The 26,137-nt window shown below is 43.5% G+C and carries 24 protein-coding genes and 1 tRNA gene; 5 read left to right on the top strand and 20 right to left on the bottom strand.

The genetic code is table 11. From position 1 onward, the window contains the following. The first annotated feature begins 96 nt into the window (after positions 1 to 96). Positions 97 to 735, top strand: coding sequence for an anthranilate synthase component II (locus LAJ61_RS07370; RefSeq protein ID WP_224053402.1), 639 nt, complete (start codon positions 97 to 99; stop codon positions 733 to 735). A 1-nt stretch (position 736) separates the two neighbouring features. On the opposite strand, the gene LAJ61_RS07365 is transcribed toward LAJ61_RS07370, so the two are convergent. Together LAJ61_RS07365 and speC are read right to left on the bottom strand one after the other, a co-directional pair. Next, positions 737 to 1,249 carry a hypothetical protein gene (locus LAJ61_RS07365; protein WP_224053401.1) on the bottom strand — a complete coding sequence of 171 codons (513 nt, stop codon included), beginning with the start codon at positions 1,247 to 1,249 and terminating at the stop codon, positions 737 to 739. A gap of 193 nt (positions 1,250 to 1,442) precedes the next feature. After that, entirely contained in the window at positions 1,443 to 3,602 is a 2,160-nt protein-coding gene (gene speC / locus LAJ61_RS07360) for an ornithine decarboxylase (RefSeq protein WP_224053400.1), read from the bottom strand. 331 nt (positions 3,603 to 3,933) lie between these two features. Here speC and LAJ61_RS07355 point away from each other — a divergent pair, with 331 nt between their 5' ends. Continuing rightward, complete coding sequence (locus tag LAJ61_RS07355) at positions 3,934 to 4,119, top strand: hypothetical protein (RefSeq protein WP_101964857.1); 186 nt, start codon at positions 3,934 to 3,936, stop codon at positions 4,117 to 4,119. A 248-nt stretch (positions 4,120 to 4,367) separates the two neighbouring features. Further along, positions 4,368 to 4,443 (top strand) — tRNA-Glu (locus LAJ61_RS07350). Between the two features lie 166 nt (positions 4,444 to 4,609). On the opposite strand, the gene ispD is transcribed toward LAJ61_RS07350, so the two are convergent. The 6 genes from ispD to copM all read right to left on the bottom strand — a co-directional run bounded on the left by ispD (position 4,610) and on the right by copM (position 10,870). Next, a complete protein-coding gene (ispD, locus tag LAJ61_RS07345; protein WP_224053399.1) occupies positions 4,610 to 5,440 on the bottom strand; it encodes a 2-C-methyl-D-erythritol 4-phosphate cytidylyltransferase in 831 nt (276 codons plus the stop codon). Between the two features lie 68 nt (positions 5,441 to 5,508). Further along, on the bottom strand, positions 5,509 to 5,859 hold the full coding sequence (locus LAJ61_RS07340; protein WP_224053398.1) for a septum formation initiator family protein: 351 nt from the start codon (positions 5,857 to 5,859) through the stop codon (positions 5,509 to 5,511). 160 nt (positions 5,860 to 6,019) lie between these two features. Further along, entirely contained in the window at positions 6,020 to 7,360 is a 1,341-nt protein-coding gene (eno, locus tag LAJ61_RS07335) for a phosphopyruvate hydratase (protein ID WP_224053397.1), read from the bottom strand. A gap of 179 nt (positions 7,361 to 7,539) precedes the next feature. Next, positions 7,540 to 9,834 carry a heavy metal translocating P-type ATPase gene (locus tag LAJ61_RS07330; RefSeq protein ID WP_224053396.1) on the bottom strand — a complete coding sequence of 765 codons (2,295 nt, stop codon included), beginning with the start codon at positions 9,832 to 9,834 and terminating at the stop codon, positions 7,540 to 7,542. Between the two features lie 39 nt (positions 9,835 to 9,873). Next, on the bottom strand, positions 9,874 to 10,086 hold the full coding sequence (locus LAJ61_RS07325) for a heavy-metal-associated domain-containing protein (RefSeq protein ID WP_135888451.1): 213 nt from the start codon (positions 10,084 to 10,086) through the stop codon (positions 9,874 to 9,876). 40 nt (positions 10,087 to 10,126) lie between these two features. Next, entirely contained in the window at positions 10,127 to 10,870 is a 744-nt protein-coding gene (gene copM, locus LAJ61_RS07320; protein ID WP_224053395.1) for a CopM family metallochaperone, read from the bottom strand. Between the two features lie 108 nt (positions 10,871 to 10,978). Here copM and LAJ61_RS07315 point away from each other — a divergent pair, with 108 nt between their 5' ends. Next, positions 10,979 to 11,416 (top strand): MerR family DNA-binding protein, encoded by a 438-nt coding sequence (locus LAJ61_RS07315; RefSeq protein ID WP_224053394.1) that lies wholly within the window; start codon positions 10,979 to 10,981, stop codon positions 11,414 to 11,416. A 12-nt stretch (positions 11,417 to 11,428) separates the two neighbouring features. Here LAJ61_RS07315 and LAJ61_RS07310 read toward each other — a convergent pair whose 3' ends face one another. From LAJ61_RS07310 to LAJ61_RS07280, 7 genes are all read right to left on the bottom strand, one after another. Then, entirely contained in the window at positions 11,429 to 11,722 is a 294-nt protein-coding gene (locus LAJ61_RS07310; RefSeq protein ID WP_224053393.1) for a heavy-metal-associated domain-containing protein, read from the bottom strand. A gap of 140 nt (positions 11,723 to 11,862) precedes the next feature. Further along, the gene (gene kdsA / locus LAJ61_RS07305) at positions 11,863 to 12,726 is read right to left on the bottom strand and encodes a 3-deoxy-8-phosphooctulonate synthase (RefSeq protein ID WP_224053392.1); all 864 of its coding nucleotides are present in this window, start codon (positions 12,724 to 12,726) and stop codon (positions 11,863 to 11,865) included. A gap of 122 nt (positions 12,727 to 12,848) precedes the next feature. Continuing rightward, positions 12,849 to 14,477 (bottom strand): CTP synthase, encoded by a 1,629-nt coding sequence (locus LAJ61_RS07300; RefSeq protein WP_224053391.1) that lies wholly within the window; start codon positions 14,475 to 14,477, stop codon positions 12,849 to 12,851. Positions 14,478 to 14,624: 147 nt separating this feature from the next. Further along, a complete protein-coding gene (locus LAJ61_RS07295) occupies positions 14,625 to 15,638 on the bottom strand; it encodes a porin (protein WP_224053390.1) in 1,014 nt (337 codons plus the stop codon). Between the two features lie 396 nt (positions 15,639 to 16,034). Continuing rightward, positions 16,035 to 17,084: a porin gene (locus LAJ61_RS07290; RefSeq protein WP_224053389.1), complete on the bottom strand. Its 1,050-nt coding sequence runs from the start codon at positions 17,082 to 17,084 to the stop codon at positions 16,035 to 16,037. A gap of 162 nt (positions 17,085 to 17,246) precedes the next feature. After that, positions 17,247 to 18,257, bottom strand: coding sequence for a porin (locus LAJ61_RS07285; RefSeq protein ID WP_224053388.1), 1,011 nt, complete (start codon positions 18,255 to 18,257; stop codon positions 17,247 to 17,249). Positions 18,258 to 18,499: 242 nt separating this feature from the next. Then, positions 18,500 to 20,677: a malate synthase G gene (locus LAJ61_RS07280; protein ID WP_224053387.1), complete on the bottom strand. Its 2,178-nt coding sequence runs from the start codon at positions 20,675 to 20,677 to the stop codon at positions 18,500 to 18,502. 268 nt (positions 20,678 to 20,945) lie between these two features. On the opposite strand from LAJ61_RS07280, the gene LAJ61_RS07275 reads away from it, so the two are divergent. Then, a complete protein-coding gene (locus LAJ61_RS07275) occupies positions 20,946 to 21,593 on the top strand; it encodes a MiaE family protein (protein WP_409034998.1) in 648 nt (215 codons plus the stop codon). 116 nt (positions 21,594 to 21,709) lie between these two features. Here the strand turns inward: LAJ61_RS07275 and LAJ61_RS07270 are convergent, their stop codons facing one another. The 5 genes from LAJ61_RS07270 to mtgA all read right to left on the bottom strand — a co-directional run bounded on the left by LAJ61_RS07270 (position 21,710) and on the right by mtgA (position 26,094). Beyond that, a complete protein-coding gene (locus LAJ61_RS07270) occupies positions 21,710 to 21,964 on the bottom strand; it encodes a hypothetical protein (RefSeq protein ID WP_128680947.1) in 255 nt (84 codons plus the stop codon). Positions 21,965 to 22,027: 63 nt separating this feature from the next. Then, entirely contained in the window at positions 22,028 to 22,378 is a 351-nt protein-coding gene (locus LAJ61_RS07265) for a hypothetical protein (RefSeq protein WP_224053386.1), read from the bottom strand. 127 nt (positions 22,379 to 22,505) lie between these two features. Continuing rightward, positions 22,506 to 22,709, bottom strand: a complete 204-nt coding sequence (locus tag LAJ61_RS07260; RefSeq protein WP_224053385.1) for a hypothetical protein — start codon at positions 22,707 to 22,709, stop codon at positions 22,506 to 22,508. Positions 22,710 to 23,067: 358 nt separating this feature from the next. Next, positions 23,068 to 25,266 carry a polyphosphate kinase 1 gene (gene ppk1 / locus LAJ61_RS07255; RefSeq protein WP_224053384.1) on the bottom strand — a complete coding sequence of 733 codons (2,199 nt, stop codon included), beginning with the start codon at positions 25,264 to 25,266 and terminating at the stop codon, positions 23,068 to 23,070. Between the two features lie 87 nt (positions 25,267 to 25,353). Further along, positions 25,354 to 26,094: a monofunctional biosynthetic peptidoglycan transglycosylase gene (gene mtgA, locus LAJ61_RS07250; protein WP_409034997.1), complete on the bottom strand. Its 741-nt coding sequence runs from the start codon at positions 26,092 to 26,094 to the stop codon at positions 25,354 to 25,356. Positions 26,095 to 26,137 lie beyond the last annotated feature (43 nt).

Here is a 26,137-nt window from a genome sequence, read left to right as displayed (position 1 = left end):
ATGACGATACACCAACTAGATACGCATGATAGCAAGGGATATCAGCAGTATTTTAAACGTTTAGAATAACCGCCAAACCTATTTTTAGAGTTGACTATGCAAGTGTTAATTATTGATAACTACGATTCTTTTACCTTTAACTTATACCAATATATTGGTGAGATTTTAGCCGCAGACAATCAACCTTTTAACGTGGTTGTGAAACGCAATAATGAGATTAGCTTGGCGGATATCCAAGCCATGAATCCTGACCGCATTATCATCTCCCCCGGTCCAGGTTCGCCCGATGACCCTGCGTATTTTGGTGTGTGTGGTGAGGTCATTACTGAGCTTGGCAAAACCATACCGCTACTAGGCGTGTGTCTTGGCATGCAGGGCATTGCGCATTTTTTTGGTGGTCAAGTGGTGCGAGCCAATGTGCCCATGCATGGCAAAACGTCACCGATTCGCCACGATGGTCAAGGCGTGTATCAAGGTTTACCACAACAGCTTGACATCATGCGTTATCATTCACTCATGGTCGACGCCGCCTCACTCCCCGATTGTTTGGTAGTGACCAGCGTGGTATCTAGTGAGCAACATAGTGATAAAAACCTCAAAGATGCCAGTCTAGCAGGCGATGAAATCATGGGCATTCGCCACCGTGACTATCCGATTCAAGGGGTGCAATATCACCCAGAATCCTTCGCCACCGAAGGCGCCAAAACGCTGCTGAAAAACTTTTTGTTAGGGTAATTTACAACATCAACAAAATCACCGACAACACCGCCCCAACGGCAACAAACGCCAAGCCACGCTTAAAAATTTTGGAGCTTGGGGCGAATAAAAATAAACTCGACACCACAAAAAACAATAAACTCATGCCAAACAATACATTGAGCCCACCCATGCTACCTTTAGAGGGCGCTTTATGAAAATTCACCATTTTATCTAATACCACAGGCAGTTTTTTGCTAGTATAAGTCACCTCACCGGTTTTAACATTGTACTGTCCATCTTTAAAAACCTGTATATCACCCTGCTGCTCCCTAAAATCGATGTTTTTCATTTTTAGGGTTTTGGCTAAATTTTTCTCATCAAGATTAGTCGCCACGACTTGCTTGATAGTTTTTGAAGATTTTAAAAAATCAGTGTCGCGAAATACCAGCAACATGCCACTTAGCGAATAGACCAGCATAATGCCAACCATAAAGAATCCAACATAGCGGTGCCCAAGCCTCATGTAGATACGAAAATCTTTCATTGTCATTGTTTGACTGCCTCTTAAAAAATTGAGCCGTCATTATCCAATAATAGATTGAGAATGTAAATAATAATGATTATCATTTAATTAAATAACATCGCACCTACCTATACAGACCAATTTTTGCGGCATTGGTTACTGCTGCAAACGCGCCAAACATAGACTTCACCGAGAAAGCCTATGAATCAAAAACCGTCAATCAAATTTGGTGAGACTGTTTTAAAACATAAGCATAGGCGACCTTTTTACCTTGGTCATCATACTCCCAGTACACGCCCTGCACTTCTGGCTCAAAGCCTGGCAAGCGATTAACCCCTTCTTGCAGTGCCAAGAAGTAGTCCAGCACTGCCCCATCCCACACTTCGCCAGGTACGATACAGTACACCCCCGGTGGGTATGGTAGCGCCCCTTCCATAGCGATTCTGCCTTTGATGTCATGCAGCGATACCAGCTCAACCTCATTACGGATAAAGGCGTTATGGGCATCAAACGCGCTTATAGCAACTTTGGGGCGATGTTCGCGCTCAAACATTTGTTTTTGTCGTTTGTTCAGCTGATGCTTGGCATAGAAGTTATGCATGAGTTGGCACAGCTCATTGATGGTCAGTTTGCGGTACTGCGGATATGCCTTAGCCAGCGTCGGTAACACTTGGGTGACGGGGCTGTTTTCGCGAATGTGCTTTTCAAAACGGACGATACGGGCGACCAAGTGCTGGAATTTTGCCAAGGTTTCGGCAGGCGTCAGTAAGAATAAAATTGAGTTTAAATCGGCTTTTTCTGGAATGACCGAGCTTTCACGCAGATAATGTGCCAAAATCGCGGCAGGAATCCCTGTCGCTTCATACTCGCCCGTTTGCATATCAATGCCTGGCGTGGTCAGTAGCAATTTACACGGGTCGATAAAGTATTGGTCATCGGCATAATGCTGAAAATCATGCCAACGCGCCCCCGCCTCAAAGCGGAAAAAACGAATATCATGGGCAATGGTTTCGGTATCGTAGTCTTGCCAAGCTTGCCCATCTACTGTAGGCGGAACAAATGGCAAAATCATGGTACAAGTGTCTAGCAGCATTTTACGTGCTTCGATACCGCCGATGACACACTCATGCCACATGCGCTGACCGGCTTTTCCTTCATGCATTTTGGCATTGACATCAAGTGAGGCAAACAACGGGTAAAACGGCGAGGTCGATACGTGCATCATAAACGAGTTGTTAAAACGTTTATGATTGACATAACGGGCTTGCCCGCTGATATGGTTATCTTTTTTATGGATTTGTGAGGCTTGAGAAAAGCCCGCTTGTTGCTTGTGTACCGATTGGGTGACCAAAATTCCAGGATCATTTTCACCCAGCTCAAGTAGCAGGGGCGAGCAATCACGCATCATCGGGATAAACTGCTCATAACCCACCCAAGCACTGTCAAACAAAATATAGTCACACAGATGCCCGATGCGATCGACCACTTGGCGGGCGTTATAAATAGTGCCATCATACGTGCCCAGCTGAATTACCGCCAAGCGAAATGGGCGGACATTATCGGCTTTGTCGGGCGCAACTTCACGAATACGCGCGCGTATTTCGGCTTCATCAAAACAATGGGCAGGAATGCCGCCTATCAAACCATACGCATTGCGGTCGGTCTCTAAATACACAGGCGTACCACCTGCCATGGTTAAGGCGCCTTGGTACACAGATTTGTGATTGTTACGGTCAAACAGCACCAAATCACCATGCGCCACTAAGGCACCAATCGCAATTTTATTGGAAGAGGAAGTGCCGTTAAGCACAAAGTAGGTTTTATCTGCATTAAAAACTTTCGCCGCATGCGCTTGTGCCTCAAAAGCTGGGCCTTCATGAATTAGCAAATCGCCAAGACGGACATCGGCATTACAGGAATCGGCACGAAAGAGCGTTTCCCCAAAGTATAAATAAAAGCGTCTGCCCGAAGGATGCTTACGAAAAAACTGTCCGCCTTGGTGCCCGGGACAGTCAAACGCCGCATTGCCATAGTCGGTATAGTCCATCAAGGCTTGGAAAAAAGGCGGATCGAGCGTGGCGATATAATCCGCCGCCGCCGCATTGACCAATTGTCCGTTATAAAACTTTTGATCATCTGCCAGCTCTAGCACACCATACACATTGGGTAGCCATTCATCAGGCACTACATCACCATATTCAATCGCCACAAATATCGGAATGGCAAAACCTAAATCTTCAATATCTTGATACACACGCGGCAAGTCTGTCATCGTGACTACAATTGCTGCAATATTGGTATAGTCGGTCGATTCAATATCGATGGTACGATAATTAAGATTTAGGGCATATTCGATGCCATCACTGATGACTACTTTCATAATTATTTTCCTTGCTGCAACCGTGTCAGTTGCCAAAACGCCATCATCGTTGTCATAAAATGGCATTGATAAAATAAGCGGTTGAAAAGATGAATAGTAACGTAAAACTAGCCTAAAGTGCGAAAAAAGTATCGCTGCTTATTTTCTATTTGCTACCGCTATTTCATACCACGATTGGCACAAGCAAAATAGCCAGTAACATCGCTACCACACATCATTACGTGAATGGCTCAATACTGTTAGCTAGACCTGCTACACTAAACCTGAACAATATTTGATAAAAGCTAATGCCACTTGATAAAAAAAGGTGATAAAAGAAAAGGAGATCACTATGGGCGTACAAATGAATATTTGGATGACTATTTTGGGTTTTATCAGTTTATCGATTGTGATTAGCATCGTAACCCATTGTTGGATTCGCTATCACTTAAAAAATAAAGCCGCTAATCTGCCGCCGCAATCTCATACGACGCATGCTCACACAACAACTGAGTCGCATCAAAATAATCACTCATAAGCAAGGCGTAAAATTTTTAGAAAATACTTTTTAGAAAACACTGTAATTAAGCGCATTAGTTGTCTAATGCGCTTGTCCTGTCTCTTTACCAACTATCTTGAGTCACCGTATGATGGGCTAATTGTTAAAAATATAAAAAAATACATAAAAAACAGTTGACGGCAAAAATAAAAATATATATTATACGCTCCACTTCGACATTAACGGTGAAAGCGGTCGAGGTCACGCTATAAACTAAGCGTGCTAGTGTCCCCATCGTCTAGAGGCCTAGGACATCGCCCTTTCACGGCGGTAACCGGGGTTCGAATCCCCGTGGGGACGCCAATTTTTTTAGTGTTAGCTAAAAAATACAGTTAAAAAGCCATGCTAATTTAGTATGGCTTTTTTGTCTTTGTGGCTTTATAAATTCTCTTTGCCGTTTTTTGCTCGTGCGCTTCTTTTCTTATGCGCTCTTTAGCGGTGACCTCAATTTGTTACCAAGCCATTTTTGCTAAGGTTTTGCCAGATACACCTGCGCAAACTGCAAATCCTCTGGAAAAGTCAGTTTGATATTGCTATGACTGCCTTCCACCAATAACGGCTGTTTGCCAAAATGCTCAAATAAACTGGCTTCATCAGTAAACGCAATCGTTTGCTCAATAGCTTGGGTTAGATAATCATACAATGTTGCCAATGGGAAAATCTGCGGGGTTTGTGCTAGCCACAACTGACTGCGATCAAGCGTTTTTTGTGCCAACACTTTGTCTTGTGAATGGATGATGTGTTTGACCGTATCGCGCACCGGTACTGCTAGTAAGCCACCCGCTGACTCCTGCCCATGCTCTTGCTGTGACTGTTGAGGCGACTGTTGCAAAAATTGCTGCGTGGTCTGCGTGATCAATTTTTCTATATCGCTTGGATTGACACAAGGACGCGCAGCATCATGAATCAGCACCCAATGATTACCATACGTATGATGACTATTCTTATCACTGAAGGCTTTGTTACGGATGGGATTTTGATATTGTTGCCAGATCGTTTGCACAGCGTTAAACACTGAATTCATTCGCTCTTTGCCCCCCACTACCCACTCGATTGGCATGCTAAAGTTAAGTGTTTTGGCAATCGTATCTTCTTCAGAAATTACCAAATAGCAAGTATTTAGCTGGTGGACTTTGCTTAGCGCCGATATGGTGTGTTGGAGCACCGTCTGACTGCCAATATGGCTGTACTGTTTTGGCATCTGGCTCCCAAAACGTTTGCCAACGCCTGCAGCGACGACCACGGTGTCAATCGTAAAGTTGTTAGATAAATTGGCAGGTATCGCATTAAGTTCTGACATGGCGTCTTTTCAACAATAAAGTAAACAGTTGACAGTAAAAATTGAGACAAATATAACTTTGGTAGTTTTTATGGGTGAGGCGTGGCGGTGTTGTGGGCGGTCGGTGTGATGATATCGGTACTGTACACACTGCTAGCGGTCGACATTTGCACAAAGGTTTCACCTTGTTTGATTAAACCTAAATCAGAGCGAGCGTGTTCTTCCACCGCTTCAAGTCCGTTTTTTAAGTCTTTAACATCGGCAAGCAATACCTCATTGGCTTTTTGCTGATCACTATTGATGGATTGCTGTTCGCTGATTTGTTTATTTAACGCTGCCAAATCGCCACGACCATTGGTGCCAAACCAATACTGGTATTGTAGACATACCAACACAATCACCGCAAAAATAATCATAAACAGTTGACGCAAATAAGTCATGACAGCACTCAATAATAAAAACTTTTGGCATAAAAAAACCTTACCCCACGCATTGTAGCAAATTCAATGTCATGGGTTAAGGTTTTTATCACTTCAATGCTTTATCAAGCTTCAAAATTTAAGCTTTTAGAGTTAATCTTTTGTAGCTAAGCTTTTAAAGTTAGGCTTTTGGGTTACGTAAACCGATAAACTCGTCAGCACCGTGGTAGCTTGCAGTAACCATCTGCTCGATACGAAGCAATTGGTTATATTTGGCAACACGGTCAGAACGGCACAGTGAACCTGTTTTGATTTGACCTGCAGCTGTCCCCACGGCTAAGTCAGCGATGGTGCTGTCTTCAGTTTCACCTGAGCGGTGTGAGATGACAGTGGCATAGCCATTTTTCTTCGCTAGATAAATGGCGTCTAAGGTTTCTGATAAAGTACCAATTTGGTTGAATTTAATCAAAATCGCATTGGCAATGTGTTTGTCGATACCTTCTTGTAGGATTTTTGGGTTGGTCACAAACAAATCGTCACCCACGAGCTGTACTTTGTCGCCCAATTTTTGCGTTAAGTACGCCCAGCCATCCCAATCGCTTTCATCTAGACCATCTTCAATCGAGATAATTGGGTATTGACTCACAAGACTGGCTAAATAATCCGCAAAACCTTCTGAACTAAAGGTTTTATTGCCTTCGCCTTCAAGTACGTATTGACCGTTCCCTTGCTCGTTTTTATGGTAGAACTCTGATGAGGCACAATCAAGCGCTAAGTAAATGTCTTTACCTGCGGTATATCCTGCTTGCTCAATCGCTTGCATGATGACAGTAATCGCTTCTTCGTTTGAGCGTAAGTTTGGTGCAAAGCCACCTTCATCACCGACTGCGGTGTTTAAGCCTTGTTTTTTTAGCACAGATTTTAGGCTATGGAACACTTCTGTACCTGCACGCAAGGCTTCACTGAAGCTGGTAAAATTAACAGGCTCAATCATAAACTCTTGGATATCAACGGTGTTGTCCGCGTGGGCACCGCCATTTAGGATATTCATCATCGGTACAGGCATCGATAGTGATGTTTGCCCACGCAGGTTGGCAATGTACTGGTGAAGTGGCAGTTTTTGTGATTGTGCGGCGGCACGGGCTGCTGCTAAAGATACTGCTAAGGTCGCATTGGCGCCCAATTTTTCTTTGTTTTCTGTGCCATCAAGCGCTAATAATTTGTTGTCAATGTCTTGTTGTTTTGATACGTCCATATCAACCAGTGATGAACGAATTTCACGGTTGACGTTGGCAACGGCTTTTTTAACCCCTTTACCCAGATAGCGTGATGCGTCACCATCACGCAGCTCAAGCGCTTCACGTGAACCTGTCGATGCCCCCGATGGCGCTGCTGCACGACCGATAGTACCATCCGCTAAAATCACATCGGCTTCAATGGTTGGGTTGCCGCGTGAGTCCAAAATTTCGCGGGCAATGATATCTTTGATTTGGTTATTGGTGGTGGTTTCTTCAGCGTACATGGTATTTTCCTTGGCTGTCACAATCAACAATGAGATTGTTAAAATACAAATGGGGTGGGTTTATCATAGCATATTTTAACAGGTTTTAGCAGCTTATCACTATCGCCTATAGGTCATGCATAGTCATACTTAGCCAAGTAAAATCAGCCTCAATAGGTTGTCAAAATAACCATAAGCCGTTAGGAAATAACCTTCATGCGGGTGAGACGCAAGGCATTGAGTAGTACAGAAATCGAGCTCAGCGCCATCGCCGCTGCCGCAATCATCGGATTGAGTAAACCAAACGCCGCTAACGGTATACCAAGACAGTTATAGATAAACGCAAAAAATAGGTTTTGCTTGATATTACGCAGGGTTGCGCGGGCAATTGTAACCGCATAATCGACATGTTTGAGCGACTCGCCCATTAGCCTTGCCGTCGCGCTATGCTTGGCAATATCGGTTGCGCCTTCTACCGCAAAACTTGCGGTCGCCGTTGCCATTGCAGGCGCATCATTCACCCCATCCCCCACCATTGCTACCTTTCTGCCTTGTTGTTGCAGTTCATCAATGCGCTGCGCTTTGTCACGTGGTGATAGCTCGCCAAGTGCCTTGCTGGCGTTAATCTGCTGACCCACATAATCCACCACCGATTGCTTGTCACCACTCATCACTACCACATCTAGATGATGGGCTTGCAGCGACGCAATCACCTTAACACTGTCTTGTTTGAGCTCGTCGGCTAGCGCAAAAGCTGCCACAGGGGTGTCATTGATACTTACCGCCACTTGACTGGCAATTTGCCAAACGGGATTGGCTTGGGTAGTCGCTGCAGGCAACTGAAGATTGGCAAAACTTGGCGTGCCGATTTTCACCCGCCCAATCGTGGCTACCTGTGCCTGTATCCCCTGCCCGAGCACTGTTTCCACATGGCTTATGGTAAATGCCGCTGGACTTTGAGGCGTATCGGTCTGTTTATTGTAGGTTTCAGCATAGTTCACTAGCGTGGTCGCAAGCGGGTGGTTCGCATGACGCTCGACACTGGCAACGAGCTGCAGCAGCGCTGCTTTATCTAAGTTAAACAGTTTTAGATTGTCATCTATCAGGTACGCTGCAGATAATTGGGGTTTACCTTGGTTAATGGTGCCTGTCTTATCGAGTACTACCGTATCAATTGCGCCTGCCGCTTCTAAGGCTTGCGCATCTTTAAACCAAACCCCTGAGCGTGCTGCCACACCCATACCCGCCATGATAGCTGCTGGCGTCGCCAGTCCCAATGCACAGGGACAAGCAATCACGAGCACCGCCACCGCGCGCATGAGTGCCGTGTCAAACGCGCCTAAGAACCAATAATTGGCAAAAAAAGTCAACAAAGTGATGACAACCACCACCGGCACAAAAATCCCTGCAACTTTATCTGCGATACAGGCGATGTGAGCTTTACTGCCTTGCGCGTCGTTGAGCGCTTGTATCATATCGCCAAGCCGTGTTTGGCTACCTTTGGCGGTGACTTGGTATTCAAAGCTGCCGTTTTCTACCATGGCACCGGCCAGCACGGGACTACCCACTTTTTTGCTCAGTGGCACAGATTCACCGGTCAAATGGCTCTCATCACACCAGCCTTCGCCAGCGGTGACGATGCCATCAGTGGCAATGCGAGTACCTGCTTTAGCACGTAAAATTTGACCAGCCGTGACTTGCTCAAGGGGCATAGTTTGCCACTGCGCATCTTGGCTTTGTGGATTGGGGCTTTTAACTTCCACTTGCTCAGGGGTGAGCGCTAATAGCAAATTGATGCTATTTAGGCTATGTTTTTTGGTACGGGCTTCTAGGTATTTCCCCATTTTGACAAAGGCAATCACCATAACGCTAGCTTCAAAATACACATGGGGCATGCTATGCGCCATCCCATCATGCCCCATTTGGGCTGTGGTGTGCAGATAGCTCAACCAACTATAGGTCGAATACGCCCAAATTGTCAGTGTGCCGAGCACCACCAGCACGTCCATATTGGCAAGACCGCCTTTGATACTCGCCCACGCACTTTTGTAAAACGGTATCGCCAAGCCAAACTGTACGATAGTTGCCAACACAAATTGTAGCCATAGCGGCGGCATCAGTGCGTGATTGCCCATCATCATGCCTGCCATGCCAATCAAAAAAGGCAGCAAGCAAATCCAGACCGCAATCAAGGTGTAGGGCGCTTTTTGCTCATGGGCTTCATGCTCAAATAGGGCGTTCTGCGGCTGTACTTTTGCCTCATAGCCTGTCTTTTTCACCCATGCTACAATCTGCTCGGCGTTGGTTTGTGATGCATCAAACTGCACCTGTGCCACTTCATTGGCATAATTGACATCGGCTTGCACTATCGCAGGCTTTTTATTAAGCACTTTTTCGATGCGGCTGGCACAGGCTTGACAAGTCATGCCATCGATATCAAGAATGACTTGCTCGGTATGGGCGTTGTCTGACGCGTGGATCGATTGGGTAGTCATGATAGTGTCTGTCTTGTATGGTGTCTTTGTGTGGCGTCGTTATACTACGTCAAAGCCAGCGTCTTCAATCGCTTCTTTAAGCGTGCTTTGTTGTACTTGGCTGTCATCAAAGCTGATGGTTGCGTTGTTATGGTCAAGGCTGACTTCGACAGATTGCACCCCTGCCACTTGATTGAGGGCATTGGTCACGCTTTTGACGCAGCCGCCACAAGTCATGCCTTGAATATTTAAGGTGATGGTTTGGGTTGTCATACTACGCTCCTTTTTTACGTTTACGTGGCTATTTTTTTAATTAATGGGCTTGTTTGCTAAGCCAATCTTGCATTTGTTTGATTTCTGGCGTTTGTGCTTGTTTAATCTGCTTGGCGAGTGTTAGCATCGCTGGATTTTTACCATAGGTTTGCTCTATCGTTGCCATATCAATAGCGCCTTGGTGATGCGGTATCATACCCTTGGCAAAAGCGATATCAGGATTGGCGTCCATAGTTCCTTGCATCATGGCATCGTGGTTGCTCATGTCTTTTTGCTGATAGGCTTGCGTTATTTCTTTGGCATTGCTCGCCGCTGCCTGACTTGATTCGTTTTTCTCCAACCAGTTTTGCATCACGCTGATTTCACTTTGCTGGGCATCGACGATTTTTTGCGCAAGGGCTTTCATCTCGGCATCTTTGCCATATTGCAGCTCCACTTTTGCCATCGCAATTGCGCCTTCATGATGCGGTATCATGCCTTTGGCAAACCCGACATCGGCATTCTTAGCTTGCACCCCTGCTGACATGGCTTGGTGCATTTTATTCATGATATCCATATAAGCCATGATATGCGGCGGCTGCGATTGTGACTGCGTATCCGCTGCCGAAGCCATATGATGCATTGATTGCGTTTGTGTCATGCTCGCATTGGTACTTCTCGCATTGGCACTCGTAGCATGGCTACTTGATGCCGCCCTTGCAGTTTGGGTAGTGTCATTTTTTGTACACGCCGTCATACCTAGCGCCAATGCCACCACCCATGGCAAACCCATGATGTTATTCATATTCATATCCTTCAGGTTGCTTTTTTTACGTTCTTTGAAAAAAAAGATTGATTTATCACACTGTGGTATTACTATAAACCTTAACATTAGGTCAAGGTCAAGCAAAAAATGAATATTAATGAAGTCGCTAAATTGACTGAGTTATCGCCTAGGCAAATTCGTGAGTACGAAAAACTCGGTTTATTACAGACCATCCAGCGCACGGACAGTGGTTACCGTATTTTTAGCGATACCCAATTACAGCGTCTAAAATTTATCAAACATGCCCGTGATGTGGGATTTTCGTTAGCGCAGATTGAAGCGTTATTGGCTCTACAGGACAACAAGCAGCGTAGCAATGCCAAAGTCAAAGCATTAACCCGCAATCACATCGATGAACTAAGCGATAAAATACAGCGGTTACAATCAATGAAAGCCACGCTACAAGCATGGCACGATAGTTGTTTGGGAGATGGCTCTCCTACCTGTAGCATTCTAGATGGTTTACAAAATGGCGTGCAAGATGACTCAGTGACCAAGCACACTTGCCGCACCGAGCGTAGCTAATGAACAAACAATTTAGGAAAGTCTACCATCTTTTGCCAAATCACCCATTAAAGTGCGATTATTGGCAGGGTTGGCAGGTGCTTCAATCGGGAATGGCTCGGTGATGTAGTCAACATTGGTCAGCGCAGCTTTGAAAGCAAAAACTGACGTCTGGGTATCATCAAAGCTGACAATCACCCGATGATTTTCAGGCTCAAGATGCACTGCCTGCACCCCGCCGATGGTGGTTAACGCTTTCATGACTTCCTCATAGCCTGCAGGGTCATTAATGCCTTTTAAATCATACGCTACTGTTTGAATTGCCATGGTTATTCCTGTATTTATGCTGTGAGTGATAAAATATTGTTCCAGTCCCATAACCTAGCACTATAACATAGCCAAAAAAAAGCCTCGTTATCGATTGATAACAAGGCGTTGCAAATTTGTGTTAAAAGCTTGAGTAAAAATTAATGGGTATCTAACACCTCAAACCCTTTGACTAACGTATCAAGCTGTTTTAACTGGGCTAAAAACGGCTCAAGCTGACTCAGCCGCAGCGCACAAGGACCATCGCATTTGGCAACATCAGGATTTGGATGCGCTTCCAAAAATAACCCTGCCAATCCTGTTGCCATGCCAGCACGTGCTAACGTGGTAATCTGTTCTCGGCGACCGCCTGCACTATCTTCACGCGCACCCGGCTGCTGCAAGCTATGGGTCACATCAAAAAACACGGGAACCTGCATTTTTTTCATAGTGTCAAAGCCAAGCATATCGACAACGAGATTGTTATAACCAAACGCGCTACCGCGTTCACACAAGATGATTTTATCATTACCGGCTTCAAGGCATTTATTGATGATATGCTTCATCTCATGGGGTGCCAAAAACTGTGCTTTTTTGACATTAATAATCGCACCGGTTTTTGCCATCGCTGCTACCAAGTCGGTTTGGCGGCTCAAAAACGCGGGCAACTGGATAATATCCGCCACCGCTGCCACAGGCTCAGCTTGATACGGTTCGTGTACGTCAGTGATAATGGGCACATTGAACGCTTTTTTGATGTCGCTTAGCCATTCGATACCTTTTTCCAGACCTGGACCACGAAACGAGTACAAGCTTGAGCGATTGGCTTTATCAAAACTTGCCTTAAACACATAACCGATATTCAAGCGCTTACAGATGTCAATATAGCTTTCAGCAATTTCAAATGCCAAATCTTTACTTTCTAGTACATTCATGCCGCCAAACAGCACAAACGGTTGATCATTGCCGATGGTGATATCGTTAAGCTGAATATGGGATTGTGGTGTCGGTAAGTTGGTGGTCATAGGGCTCTCAGTATGTTGTCAAAGTTTTTATTGATTATCAATATAGCATAATTGGCTAGATACACAGCGGGCTAAAAACAAAAAACCACCTGTAACAGATGGTTTTTTGTGCGCCATAAATACTATTTTTTGGCTTGTTTCGCCGCTGCAACAAAGCTATTGAACAATGGATGACCACCGCGTGGCTGGCTGGTAAATTCTGGATGGAATTGTACCGCCACATACCAAGGATGATTGGCAATTTCTACTGACTCGACCAAATGCTGTTTGGCTGAATAACCAGAAATTTTCATGCCGGCATTTTCCAGCTGTTCGATATAGCGACCATTCATTTCATAGCGGTGACGATGACGCTCAGTAATCACAGGGCTGCCATAGATTTGACGCAGTTTGCTGTCTTCCACAAGCTCGGCTTTTTGGGCGCCCAAACGCATGGTACCGCCCAAATCTGAGGCATCACTACGCACTTGTAGTTCACCTTTTTCATCAAACCATTCTGTAATCAAACCAATCAATGGCGCTTTGGTTTTTTTATCAAACTCCGTTGAGTTGGCGTCAAGACCTAATACATTGCGCGCAAACTCAATGACAGCTAATTGCATCCCCAAACAAATCCCCAAATAAGGCACATTGTTTTCGCGGGCATAGCGAATTGCTTTCATTTTACCCACGGTGCCGCGCTCACCGAATCCACCAGGAACAAGCACAGCATCGGCAGATTTAATATGCTCAAACAGGCTGTCATCGTTTTCAAGTTTTTCGGCATCCACATAGTCAATCTTGACTTTGACATTGTTTGCCACACCCGCATGTAGTAAGGCTTCATTGATTGACTTATAAGCATCAGGCAGTTCGACGTATTTACCCACCATCGCCACAGTTACGGTTTCTTGGGTATTTAACAACGCTTGGGTAAACTGGTGCCAATCACTTAAGTCCGCCTCTGGGGTATCTAACCCAAAGCGTTCACAAATCAAATCATCTAAATGCTGCGCGTGCAGGATACTTGGAATTTGATAAATAGATTTGGCATCTGGGCAAAGAATAACGGCACGTTGCTCAACATTGGTAAACGATGCAATTTTTAGGCGATTATCATCGCTAATCGCGTGTTCACTACGACAAATTAACACATCAGGCTGCAAGCCAATGCTGCGTAATTCTTTGACTGAGTGCTGTGTTGGTTTGGTTTTGCTCTCGCCTGCACTCGCGATATAAGGCACTAGGGTTAAATGCATCAGCATCGCATTGTTGCGGCCGAGCTCAACTTGCATTTGACGCACCGCTTCCATGAATGGCAAGCTTTCAATATCACCAACAGTACCACCGATTTCAATCATCGCAATATCGTAGCCTTCGCCGCTGGCCCGAATACGCGCTTTGATTTCATCAGTAATATGCGGAATGACCTGTACCGTACCGCCCAAATAATCACCGCGACGTTCTTTCTCAATCACCGTTGAATAAATACGCCCACTGGTAAAGTTGTTGCGTTGCGTCATTTTTGAGTGGCGTAAAAAACGCTCGTAATAACCCAAATCAAGGTCAGTCTCTGCGCCATCTTCGGTAACAAATACTTCACCATGCTGAAACGGGCTCATTGTACCTGGATCAATATTGATATAAGGGTCCATTTTGGTCATGGTGACTTTCAGACCACGTGCCTCGAGAATCGCGGCTACCGATGCAGCGGTGATACCTTTGCCAAGTGAAGAAACGACACCGCCAGTTACAAAGATGAATTTTGTCATGTTATCTATTTCGCTCGTTGGTAAAAAAGAATTTTACTCGAAAATGCCTAGGTTTAGCAAAAAATTATTTTTATCAATAAATTGCTCACTCATAAAAAAATCCACTCAGCGATGAGTGGATTTTTTTATAGCAAATTCTAGTAAAGATTAGAATTTGTATTCGATACCAGTACCGATACCAAAACCGTCAATATCTACAGTAGTGTACTTATCAGGATGATAATTGTCTGATTTTGCATATGCACCGTATACATGACCAGTGGTATGGTCATTAAAGGCATATTTACCACCTAGTGTATAACGTTGTTTGTCTCTACCATCTTCACCGCCTGCATTATTCACTACATCCACTTGTCCATAAGCAGTCCAAGGAGTAGCTGTTTTGTAAGTAGCACTGACTGCAAATGCTTGTTCATTATCATCTGTGTCGAAATCAGTGGTTTGGTACAATGCGCCGATTGTAGTAGCAGGAGTAATGTCATAAGCGCCACTGACACGAAGGTCTTTTATACTATTACCATCTTGGTTCGTTTGCATATAAGTTGCACCAGCACGGTATGGCTGAGCATTTGGCTCATATTTTGCACCTACACCCCAAATATCACTGGTAAGACCTAGGTCAGAGGTGGCAGAATTTGCACCTTCATCCATTGAATACATACCCATAAAGTTCAAGCCATTGTATGATGGAGAGATATAGGCAAGTGCATTATTGGCACGTGGAGCAGTGATAGTCGCTAATACATCATCCGCACCGTGGTTACCTTCAGCATCAATAATACCTGCTGCAGTCACGTTAGCGTAATTGATTGAATCATCAATTGTAGTTAAACGACCTGCTAATAAAGTACCATATTGTTTGTTAGAGAAGCCAATATAAGTATCACGTGAGGTAAATTGTTGTTTTCCACCATCATCAGGATGAACACGATATTCTAACTGGTAGATTAAATCAGTGTTGGCGGTCAAAGCCTCAGCACCTTTTACCCCAATTTTTGAACCGTTATTGTTCAATGAAGTAGTTGAGTCATCATAACCGTTGTCGCCTGAGAAATCTTTATAGTCTAAAGATAGCAAAACTTTACCATAAACGGTAGGAGCAGCATGGGCAGCAGAAACTGAAAGTGCAGCGACGGCTGTGGCTAAAAGTAATTTTTTCATAGGACATCTCTATCAGGAAAAATAAATTTTAGATAACTGGTGACTTGTCAGCACCACTACCTCTCCGAACAACCAAAGCAAGAAAATTCTTACTTTGATTACTATTAATAGCATCAACTATTAACTGTATAAGTTTAGCAATAAAGTTTGAATATATTTACAATTTATTCTTACTAATTACTAAAAACATACTTCTAAATACTAGGATAACAATTTTGAAATATTTTGCAATAGTTTTTACACTTTTTATATCACTTGTGATTTATTTTTAATCAAATTGATAATTGTTGATTTTTTTCAACCAAATAGCGAACTTCATTCTGCCAATGAAAAAGCTAACTAAAAAATTAGTTAGCTCGTAAAATCATTGCAATTTTCATTGAATTAGCATTAGCATCAGAACTTGTATTCGATACCCGTCCCAACAATCGTATCATCTTTATATTTATCCCGACTGATTCGCCCCGCGTAGAGATGACCTATCGTTGCTCTATTAAATTTATATTCGCTACCCATCGCTAATTCACTCACCTTTTGACTGCCAAAATCCGTGCGGATGAATTGCCCTTTGATTGCCCAAGGGGTATTTTGTATATCGTACTTACCTGATATCAAAACGGTTTTTGCGTGTTGATTGGCATCATAAATATTGGCACGTTGGTACATTGCACCCACAGTAAGACCATCGATAGCCTTTAAGGCTTTGCCTGTATCAAGGGTTGTGACGATCCGCCAGGCACTGTCTTCCACGCCCATATTTTTATCATAGGCAACAGCCGCATATAGCCCATGTTGCTCATACGCTACCGACGATGAATAACCATTTTTTGATTCGTTTTTTTTAGTATTGCCATTATTTTGATTATCATCAACTTCCGATAAACTCACGGCTGCCATATAAGTAATGGGTGTATTTTTATTATCAGGCGATTTGTACATAACGACATTGTTAGCGCGATACCCTCCCAAATTGCTATAGCCCTCTGGTCCTGCATGGTCAATACTTAAGGTTGCACCATGATTACCGAATTTATCCACACGCATTTTTAGTAGTTTAAAGGGGGTGTCATACCGCCCTAACAGCAAGGTACCATACTGCTGATGAGACAAACCCAGATAGGTGTTGCGAGAGTAAAACTGTCCCTTGTTATTTTTACTATCGGTATCGACATCAATGCCATATTCAAGCTGATAAATTAAATCCGTATCATCAGTTAAGGGTTGCTGTCCTTTGACACCTAAATAAGAAAAGTTGGAATTGAGTTCAGTAACTTTTTCATCCTTTGGTGACTGAGTATCGGTTTTAGTCGCCCGATAATCCTTGTCATAATCGGTTTGGACATAATCTGCGGTCAAAAAGACTTTACCATAAATGAGTGGCGCTGCTTGGGTATTGACGATTGAGACTAATAGCCCGATTGGGACAAACCATAGGTGTTTTATCATGTGCTTGCTACTCGCTATTTTTACATTACTATTTTTACATTGATGGCGCTATAAATACGCTGGGTTAGTATTTAATTTTACGAAGGAAATGGATAATAACAAAAAAGACTAACCAGTCAATCTGATTAGTCTTTTTAAAGGCGTCTAATTTAGATAATTAAATTAGAATTTATACTCTAAGCCACCACCGACGATCGTTTTATCTGAAACATTATCAGTATCGATTTGTGCAGCGTACAAGTGACCTTTGGTAGCTTTATTGATAGTGTATTCAGCCCCTAATGCAATTTCTTGAGCATCACGGTCTTTCACACCACTTTGGTTTGAAGTGTCAATATATTGTGCTTTAACCGCCCATGGCGTTGCCCCAATTTTGTATTTACCACTTACTAACCAAGATTTTTCATCATCTGATTTATCAGCCACATCTGTTTCTTGGTACAATGCACCTAAAGTGAGGCCAGGCACCATGTTGATTTTACCCATGTCTACAGAGCCTGCTAATCGCCATGCACTATCAGTTTTACTACTTTGAATATTATTGTCGTAACCTGCTGCTAGATAGACACCATTTTGATCATAAGCTAACGATGCAGAATAACCGTTTGCACCCTCATCGATATCAGTATTATCAACATCAGCATCTTTATCTTCTTCAGATAATACTGCAGCAGCCATAAATGTAACTGGCACACCTACCAATGTTGGTGATTTATAAGCAATCACGTTGTTAACACGGTTTTCACCCACCATTAGCTTGCCTAGCGCTACGTTATCGTAATCATTGAATACATCAACACCGCCTTTAGCTAACTTGAAAGGGGTGTCATGACGACCCGCAATTAAAGTACCCATTGTATTGTGCGCTAAGCCAATAAAAGTATTACGTGAGTAAAATTGACCTTTACCATTTGTATCAGCATCAACATCAATACCGTATTCCAATTGATAGACTAATTTAGTCGTATCAGTAAGATCATCTTCACCTTTAAAACCAATACGCGAAGAGTTAGAAACCAATTTTGTGGTACTAGTATCTTTATTTGCAGCAGTTTTATCATCAACATCTGTATATTCGCCAGTTAATAAGACTTTACCATATACAGTAGGGGCAGCATGGGCAGCAGTAATTGAAGCTAGAGCGATAGCAGAAACTAGAGCGATTTTTTTCATAAGGATTTCTCCACAATATCCTAGGTAAAACTACACAGATGCGTAGCAATTCTTTTGTCTAGATATATTTTGCCAACAATTTGTTACAAAACAATGAAACGGTTAACAAAATCTAAAACTTTCCTTGTGAAAGTAGAGTAATTCACTCTGAAACATTTTGCAATATTTTTATGTCATAAAAAAACCACCAGTTACAAATCTGATGGTTTTTTGAATAATTGATAGGTTTGAATGGCTAAAATCTAGTTAGCTTTGAGATTAAGACGGGCTTGATGCAACAATGGCTCAGTATATCCACTGGGTTGTACTGTACCTTTGAAGATAAGATCGCGAGCTGCATTATATGCCCAAGTATTGTAGTCATTTGCCATTGGGATATAAGCAGGATCGTCTTTGCTTTGCTCATCGACCATTTTTGCCATACGTTTGAGTACGTCATCCACTTGTTGTGATGTCACAACCCCATGCGCTAGCCAGTTGGCAACGTGCTGGCTAGAAATACGTAAGGTAGCACGGTCTTCCATCAAGGCAACGTCGTCAATGTCGAGCACTTTTGAACAGCCCACACCTTGGTCGACCCAGCGCGCTACATATCCTAAAATACCTTGAATGTTGTTTTCAAGCTCGGCAGTTTTTTGCTCATCTGTCCAGTTGGTATCCGTAGCAAGTGGCACGGTCAAAATGTCATCTAGCTTGGCAGGCTCGCGGTCTTTGATATTATCTAACACGTCCATGACGTTGGTTTCATGGTAGTGCATGGCGTGAAGCGTTGCGCCTGTTGGTGATGGTACCCAGGCACAAGTCGCGCCTGACTTTGGATGATTGGACTTGGTGGCAACCATTTCTTTCATGTTGTCAGGTTTTGCCCACATGCCTTTACCGATTTGCGCTTTACCAGGTAAGCCCAATTTGACGCCCATGTCTACGTTCCAACGCTCATAAGCATTGAGCCAATCGGTATTTTTCATGTCGTTTTTACGGACAAATGGACCTGCTTTCATACTGGTGTGCATCTCATCACCGGTACGGTCCATAAAGCCTGTGTTAATAAAGATAACGCGGTTTTTAGCAACACGGATACATTCTTTTAAGTTAACGGTAGTACGGCGCTCTTCATCCATGATACCGACTTTTAAGGTATTCTCAGGTAGGTCTAACGCTTTTTCTACCGCTGAGAATAAATCTACCGTAAATTGCACTTCTTCTGGACCGTGCATTTTTGGTTTTACGATATACATTGAACCTGTGCGTGAATTGCTTAAGCTGTTTTTACCCAAAATATCTGGCAGGCTACACAGTGGTGTGATTAGCGCATCCATGATACCTTCATAAATTTCTTCTTGTTTGCCGTCAAAATCGACTAAAATCGCGGGATTGGTCATCAAGTGACCGACGTTACGAATCAGCATCACTGAACGGCCGTGCAAGGTAACTTTACCACCATCTGGCGCGGTGTATTCACGGTCGGGGTTCATGGTACGGGTGGTTTGTTTGCCATTTTTTTCAAAGCTATCTTTCAGGTCGCCTTTCATCAAACCAAACCAGTTGCGATATACTTCTACTTTCTCTTCAGCGTCAACGGCAGCGACTGAGTCTTCACAGTCTTGAATGGTGGTAACCGCGGCTTCCATCAATACATCTTTGATGCCTGCAGGGTCATCTTTACCCACATGGCTTGATGGGTCGATTTGGATTTCGGCATGTAAGCCATTATTTTTCAGTAAAATACCTGTTGGATTTGCCGCATCGCCTAGGAAACCTGCGAATTTTTCTGGCTGGGCTAGTGAGGTGGTTTTGTCGCCTTGGCGTATCACTAATTTACCGTCTTCAACTTTAAAACCGGTAACGTCAGCATATTTACCCTCCGCTAAGGGAAAGTTGGCATCCAAGAAGTTTTTGGCGTATTTTACGACTTCGGCACCACGAACAGGGTTGTAGCCTTTGCCTTTTTCTGCGCCATTGGTCTCATCGATGACATCGGTACCGTATAGCGCATCATACAAGCTACCCCAACGCGCATTTGCTGCGTTTAGCGCATAACGGGCATTACGTACGGGTACCACCAACTGTGGGCCTGCGATATGGGCGATTTCGTCATCCACGTTTTGGGTTTCAACCAAAAAGTCATCGCCTTCTGGGACGATATAATTGATGTCTTTTAAAAATTGGGTATAAGCGGCTTTGTCGATTTGACCGTTGCTAGCGGGGTTGTTGTCATGCCAGTCATCGATTTGGGCTTGAATCTCGTCACGTTTTGCCAACAATGCTTTATTACGGGGTTGGAATGCTTTGACAATTTTTTCAAATTCTTGCCAATATTTTTCGTTATCGATGCCCACGACTGGCGTAACTTCATTGGCAATGAAGTTATAAAGCTCTGTATCAATCGCTAGACTACCCTTTTGAACGCGTTCTGACATGGCATTTTCCTTATATGATGACCTAAAAGAGCAAAAAACTCACATTTGATTATACGAACATCATTTATAAAAATAAAGAAATAACAACTATTTATTTTTTAAATAATTGTTGGATATAAAATTTTGCATTACATGTTTTATCGCTGATTTTTGTTAAAATATTGCTTCATTAACGTGCCAATAAGTGAGTAATCCCTTGTCAAATTCCGCTCTTATCAATACCACAGTACAAACAGACGGCAGTTTTGATGAATTAGCCGTCATCGACTTGGATAATGATAACTCTGTCTATCAGCCAAAACCCATCGACATCACCCCTGTTTTGGCGTTTTTGGGTTGTACGACGTCGGATAAATGGCTCAAAGCTGCGATGGCAGATTTGCCGACCATCATCCAAGATCATGCCAATTGTGAAAAAAAGGCCGCAGGCACCGCGATGAATTTGATTTTTCGCTATATGTCGCATACCGAGCTGCAATTAAAGCTTGCTCAGCTGATTCGAGAAGAAATGCTCCATTATGAGCAAGTGATGGGATTGATGGCAGAGCGTGGACAAGCATGGCAACATATTGCTGCAGGTCGCTACGCCGCAGGTATGCTCAAACATAAACGCACTTACGAGCCGCAAGCGATGATAGACACGTTAATTATTGGTGCTTTCATCGAAGCCCGATCGTGTGAACGTTTTTGGGCACTGTCACAAGTGATTGAGGATGAGCGTTTAGCAAAATATTATCGCTATTTGCTAAAATCAGAAAGTCGTCATTTTGAAGATTATTTGGCATTAGCACAAAGTATCAGTGACGAGCCTATTGATGCGCGGGTGGTGTTTTTTCGTCAAGTAGAGGCGCAGCTCATTGATGAACCCGATGATGAATTACGCTTTCATAGTGGGGTACCCAGTTGGATTGCATGAGGTTGGATTGCGTGAGGTTTTTATAGACTGTAACGATAAAAAAAGCTAACCATCAAATGGGGTGGATGGTTAGCTAATATAGTTTAATCCTCAGAGTTACTCACTGCCACTTACTGTCACTCACTCCCAACACTTGGAATAGAGCCATCAGGATTAATAGTGCGTTTTTGGGCATTTTCTGGGGTAGTATAAAGATTGCGCTCATTAATGGTGTCGCTTTTTAGCTGTTCGTTACCAACCGCGTCCCTGCCAATGGTATGTTCATTAACATTATCATCGAATGCTTGTCCCGGTTGGTCACGACGATCAACAAACTCGGCGGATTTGTCCCCTAAATTAACGTGTTTGGTTTGTGCTTCTGGTGAATTCATGGTCATTCCTTTTTCGGTATCAACCCAATAAAATGCTTAAACTTAACTTAATGATATCGAAAATTAGTGATCTCGGTCGATATCTACGCTACCGTCTGATAACGTATGAAGTGAATTTTCTGCATTAAGATTGGCTTGGGCAGTTTGCTGTAATTTCTGCGCTTCTTCCTCGGAAATACGTACTACATTTTCATCCGATAATTCGCCATTCGCCACATCTTCTGCGGATTGGACTTTTACCGCCGCTTGTGGGGTATTATCAAAAATATCAGGCGTTTCCATTGAGGGTGACATGCCTGTAGTGACACCATCCCCTGATTGGTGGGTGACACTGTCTTCTACTATAACGGCTTGCGGGGTCACGGCGACACCCGTTTTTGGATCTACAATCTCTACATTATTTTGATTTTGCATTTTTTATTCCTTTAATTAATTGTTATCGCTCAATCAGTTATTATTTTTATAGGCTGAGCTGTATAAATTAGTCAATCAAAATTGAATGATTAAAAGCTTAGTATTCAAAAGCTTAACAATTAAAATTTTAATGGTTGTCAGTACGTAATGACTCGTCAATAAAAGGGGTGTTTTCACTTTTGTCTAAGTCTTGTGGCTCGCCTTTCATGCTATTTTGTTTATCCAAATTTTCTGATAATTGACTGAGATCCACATTTTCTGTTGCTTTTTGAATCTCGGTTTGGTTGCTTGGTTGATTCTGTGCTTGGTTTTGTGCTTGATTCTGTGACATGGTAATTTTCCTTATGATTTTTTAGTATCAATTTAAGTCAAAGATTTTAATCAAAGACTTCTAATCTAAATAGAGCGCGACTAAATTTATGTAAAAAAATAGCCAATTCAATCGCTTTCATACTTTTGCTTTTATAAGTTTGATAGTAGCAAATAAAGCCAGTTTATGATAAGTGTTCGCGTAACAAGCTGTTATCACTATGTGATAAGTGTTTAGCTGTGTGAAATTTTAGCAGATTTATTACTATTCGGTAAATTTCGGAAATTGGGTTCATGTCAGCGCAGCACTCATCAAAAAAACCGCCATCTTCTATATATAGATGGCGGTGTAATTGACTCAAAACCTATGACTAGCAAAATTAGCTTTTTCTGGTGATTTTGGTCAATAAATAATCTTGTGCCGAGAATGCTGCTTCACCTTCACCAGGGGCAATCGCTCGCCATGTGCCTTTGGCATCAAGCTCCCATGCATTGACATTGTCTTTGAGATAATTGTGCAAATCTTCCATAATGCGTTTAAAGACGATGGGATCTTCAATGGGGAAAGCCACTTCAACACGGCTAAATAAATTGCGATCCATCCAGTCTGCACTGGCGCAATATAAACGGTGGGTGCGTTTGCCATTAGCATTGGGATTTTGATGCCCATTGGCAAAATAATACACGCGGGTATGCTCCAAAAACCGCCCAACAATAGAGCGCACGGTGATGTTGTCAGATACGCCGGGTAATTGCGGACGAATACAGCACATCGAACGAATAATCAGATTGACTTTAACGCCTGCTTGCGATGCTTCATATAGCTTGTCAATCAATAGTTTTTCGGTCATCGCATTGACCTTGATGATGATATGCGCCTCTTTGCCTGCTTTGGCATGGGCAATTTCGTTGTCGATAAAACCCATGAGTCTGTGATGCAAGGTGAAAGGGGCATGCAGTAATTTTTGCACTTTGGCTGGTTTGCCCATGCCTGTGAGTTCGTTAAAGATTTTATGCACATCTTCGGTGATTGCTTCATTGGCGGTAAATAGACCATAGTCGGTATAAGCTTTGGCATTGCCCGCATGGTAGTTGCCCGTGCCCAAATGCACATAGCGGCGAATTTTGTCTTCCTCACGGCGCACAATCATCATCAGCTTGGCGTGGGTCTTGTAGCCGACGATGCCATACACCACTACTGCCCCAGCCTGCTGCAGAAAGTTTGCTACTTCGATGTTGGATTTTTCATCAAAGCGCGCACGCAGCTCAATCACGGCAGTAACTTCTTTGCCTTTACGGGCAGCTTCAGCCAGCGCTTGGACAATTTCAGAATTTGTCCCCGAGCGATAAAGGGTCTGTTTGATGGCTAATACATGCGGGTCATTGGCGGCTTGGCGCAAAATGTTGACCACGGGTGAAAACGAATGAAACGGATGATGCACCAATACATCTTGCTTACGAATGGCATGAAATACGTTTTCATTTTTGTCCAAGCTATCACGGCGAAACGCTTTGGGAATGGCATGATTAAACGGCTGATAACGCAAATTTGGGATTTTAAAATCAAACAACAAGCGTGTCAAATTGACAGGACCATTGACACGGTATAGTTGCTCCGGGCTTAAACCAAACTCTTCAAGCAGATAATCTACCATCGGCTGTGGGCAATAGGTCGTCACTTCTAAGCGCACTTTGGCACCAAATCGGCGGTTCTCTAACTCACCTTCCAACGCTTTCGCCAAGTCTTCGACATCATCGGATAAATCTAAATCGGCGTTACGCGTCAAACGAAATTGGTGGCAGCCAGTGACCGTCATGCCAGGGAATAAGTCTTCGATATGCCCGTGAATCACTGCGGTTAGCATGATGTGATGTTCTTTACCGCCTGTCAGTTCATTGGGTAAGCGAATAACCCGCGGTAAGCTTCGAGGTGCAGGGACAATCGCCATGTTAATATCGCGACCAAAGCCATCTTTGCCCTCTAAGCCCACCATAAAATTCAAGCTTTTATTGACCAATCTAGGAAAAGGATGCGCAGGGTCAATACTAATTGGCGTCAGCACGGGCGCGACTTGCTCAGCAAAGTATTTTTTTACCCAGGCGGCTTGCTCTGGGGTCAACTCATCACGTTTTAGGTAGCGAATGTCTTGCTCCGCCAGTGCAGGCAGAATTTCATCGTTCAAAATACGGTATTGCTCATCCACTGCATGATGGGCGATTTCAGAGATATATGACAAAACCTTACTGGGGCGCATACCATCGATACTGCTCACCACATCGCCCATTTGTACTTTTTGCATCAAGCCTGCGACACGAATTTCAAAAAATTCATCTAAATTGGATGAAAAAATGATCAAGAAAAACAGTCGTTCAAGTAGTGGGTGGCGGGGATTGGTGGCTTGGGCGAGTACCCGCTGATGAAACTGTAACAGTGACAATTCACGATTAAAATACAGCTCGCTATCGTCTTGTTGGTATTCAAACACGTTTGGGTAGCAAATGCTGTTAAAGCCTAGTATCGGATTGATTTGTGATACATGCTCTTCGCTGGGTTTATCTTGTTTGGCAGTGGTTGGCATAGCACAGTCCTTTTATGGTCAAGCATTTTTAACAGTGTAAAGTTAACAATGTAATGATAAGCGTGTAATGATACATGAGTTTTTTGACTATTCCGTGTCGGGCAAATCTGCCGCACCCATGCGCCGTAAAATAATTTGGGTTTTGTTAAGCAGGCGGCGGTCATTACGGTTTTCTTCAAAATATTTGGGATTAGGTAACATGGCAATCAAAGATGCGGCTTGTCGCTTGGTCAAATGCGCTGCCGACTTATGGTAGTAGTGCTGAGCGGCTGCTTCAATGCCATAGACGCCTTTACCAAACTCTGCGACATTGAGATAAGCAAGCAAAATCCGCTCTTTGGTCCACAGATTTTCAATCATCAAGGTAATTAACGCTTCTTCGCCTTTGCGAAAATACGAGCGATTGGGGTATAAAAATAAATTCTTGGCAAGCTGTTGGCTAATGGTTGAGCCGCCCGCGCTGATAGCACCCGCTTTTTCATTTTTCTTAATCGCATTCTCAATGCCCTGCACATCAAAGCCAGCATGATTGACAAAGTTGGCATCTTCGCTGGCAATCGCCGCCCGTTTTACATTCACCGAAATTTGATTATCATCCACCCAGGTCTGGCTAACAGGGGCAAAATTGCCCAAGCGATACAGTATCATGAACATGCTGTTGTTGATAGGCTGGGTTTTCCAGACAACCAATAAGGCTGCAACTATTACATGAAACGCAACAAAGCAGGCAATGACTATGAGCAAAATACGCTTAAACCAGCCGCCAAACCCGATACCGCGGTTGGTGGGTGGTAAAGCTGTGTTGACACGTTTGGGCTTTATCGACATTTTGGTAGCGGGTTTCTTGGTAGCGGGTTTGGTCACGGTGTAT

Source organism: Faucicola osloensis (assembly GCF_020041925.1).
GTDB lineage: Bacteria > Pseudomonadota > Gammaproteobacteria > Pseudomonadales > Moraxellaceae > Faucicola > Faucicola osloensis_D.
Note: the sequence above shows the minus strand (reverse complement) of the source record. Positions and strands in the feature narration are given on the sequence as shown.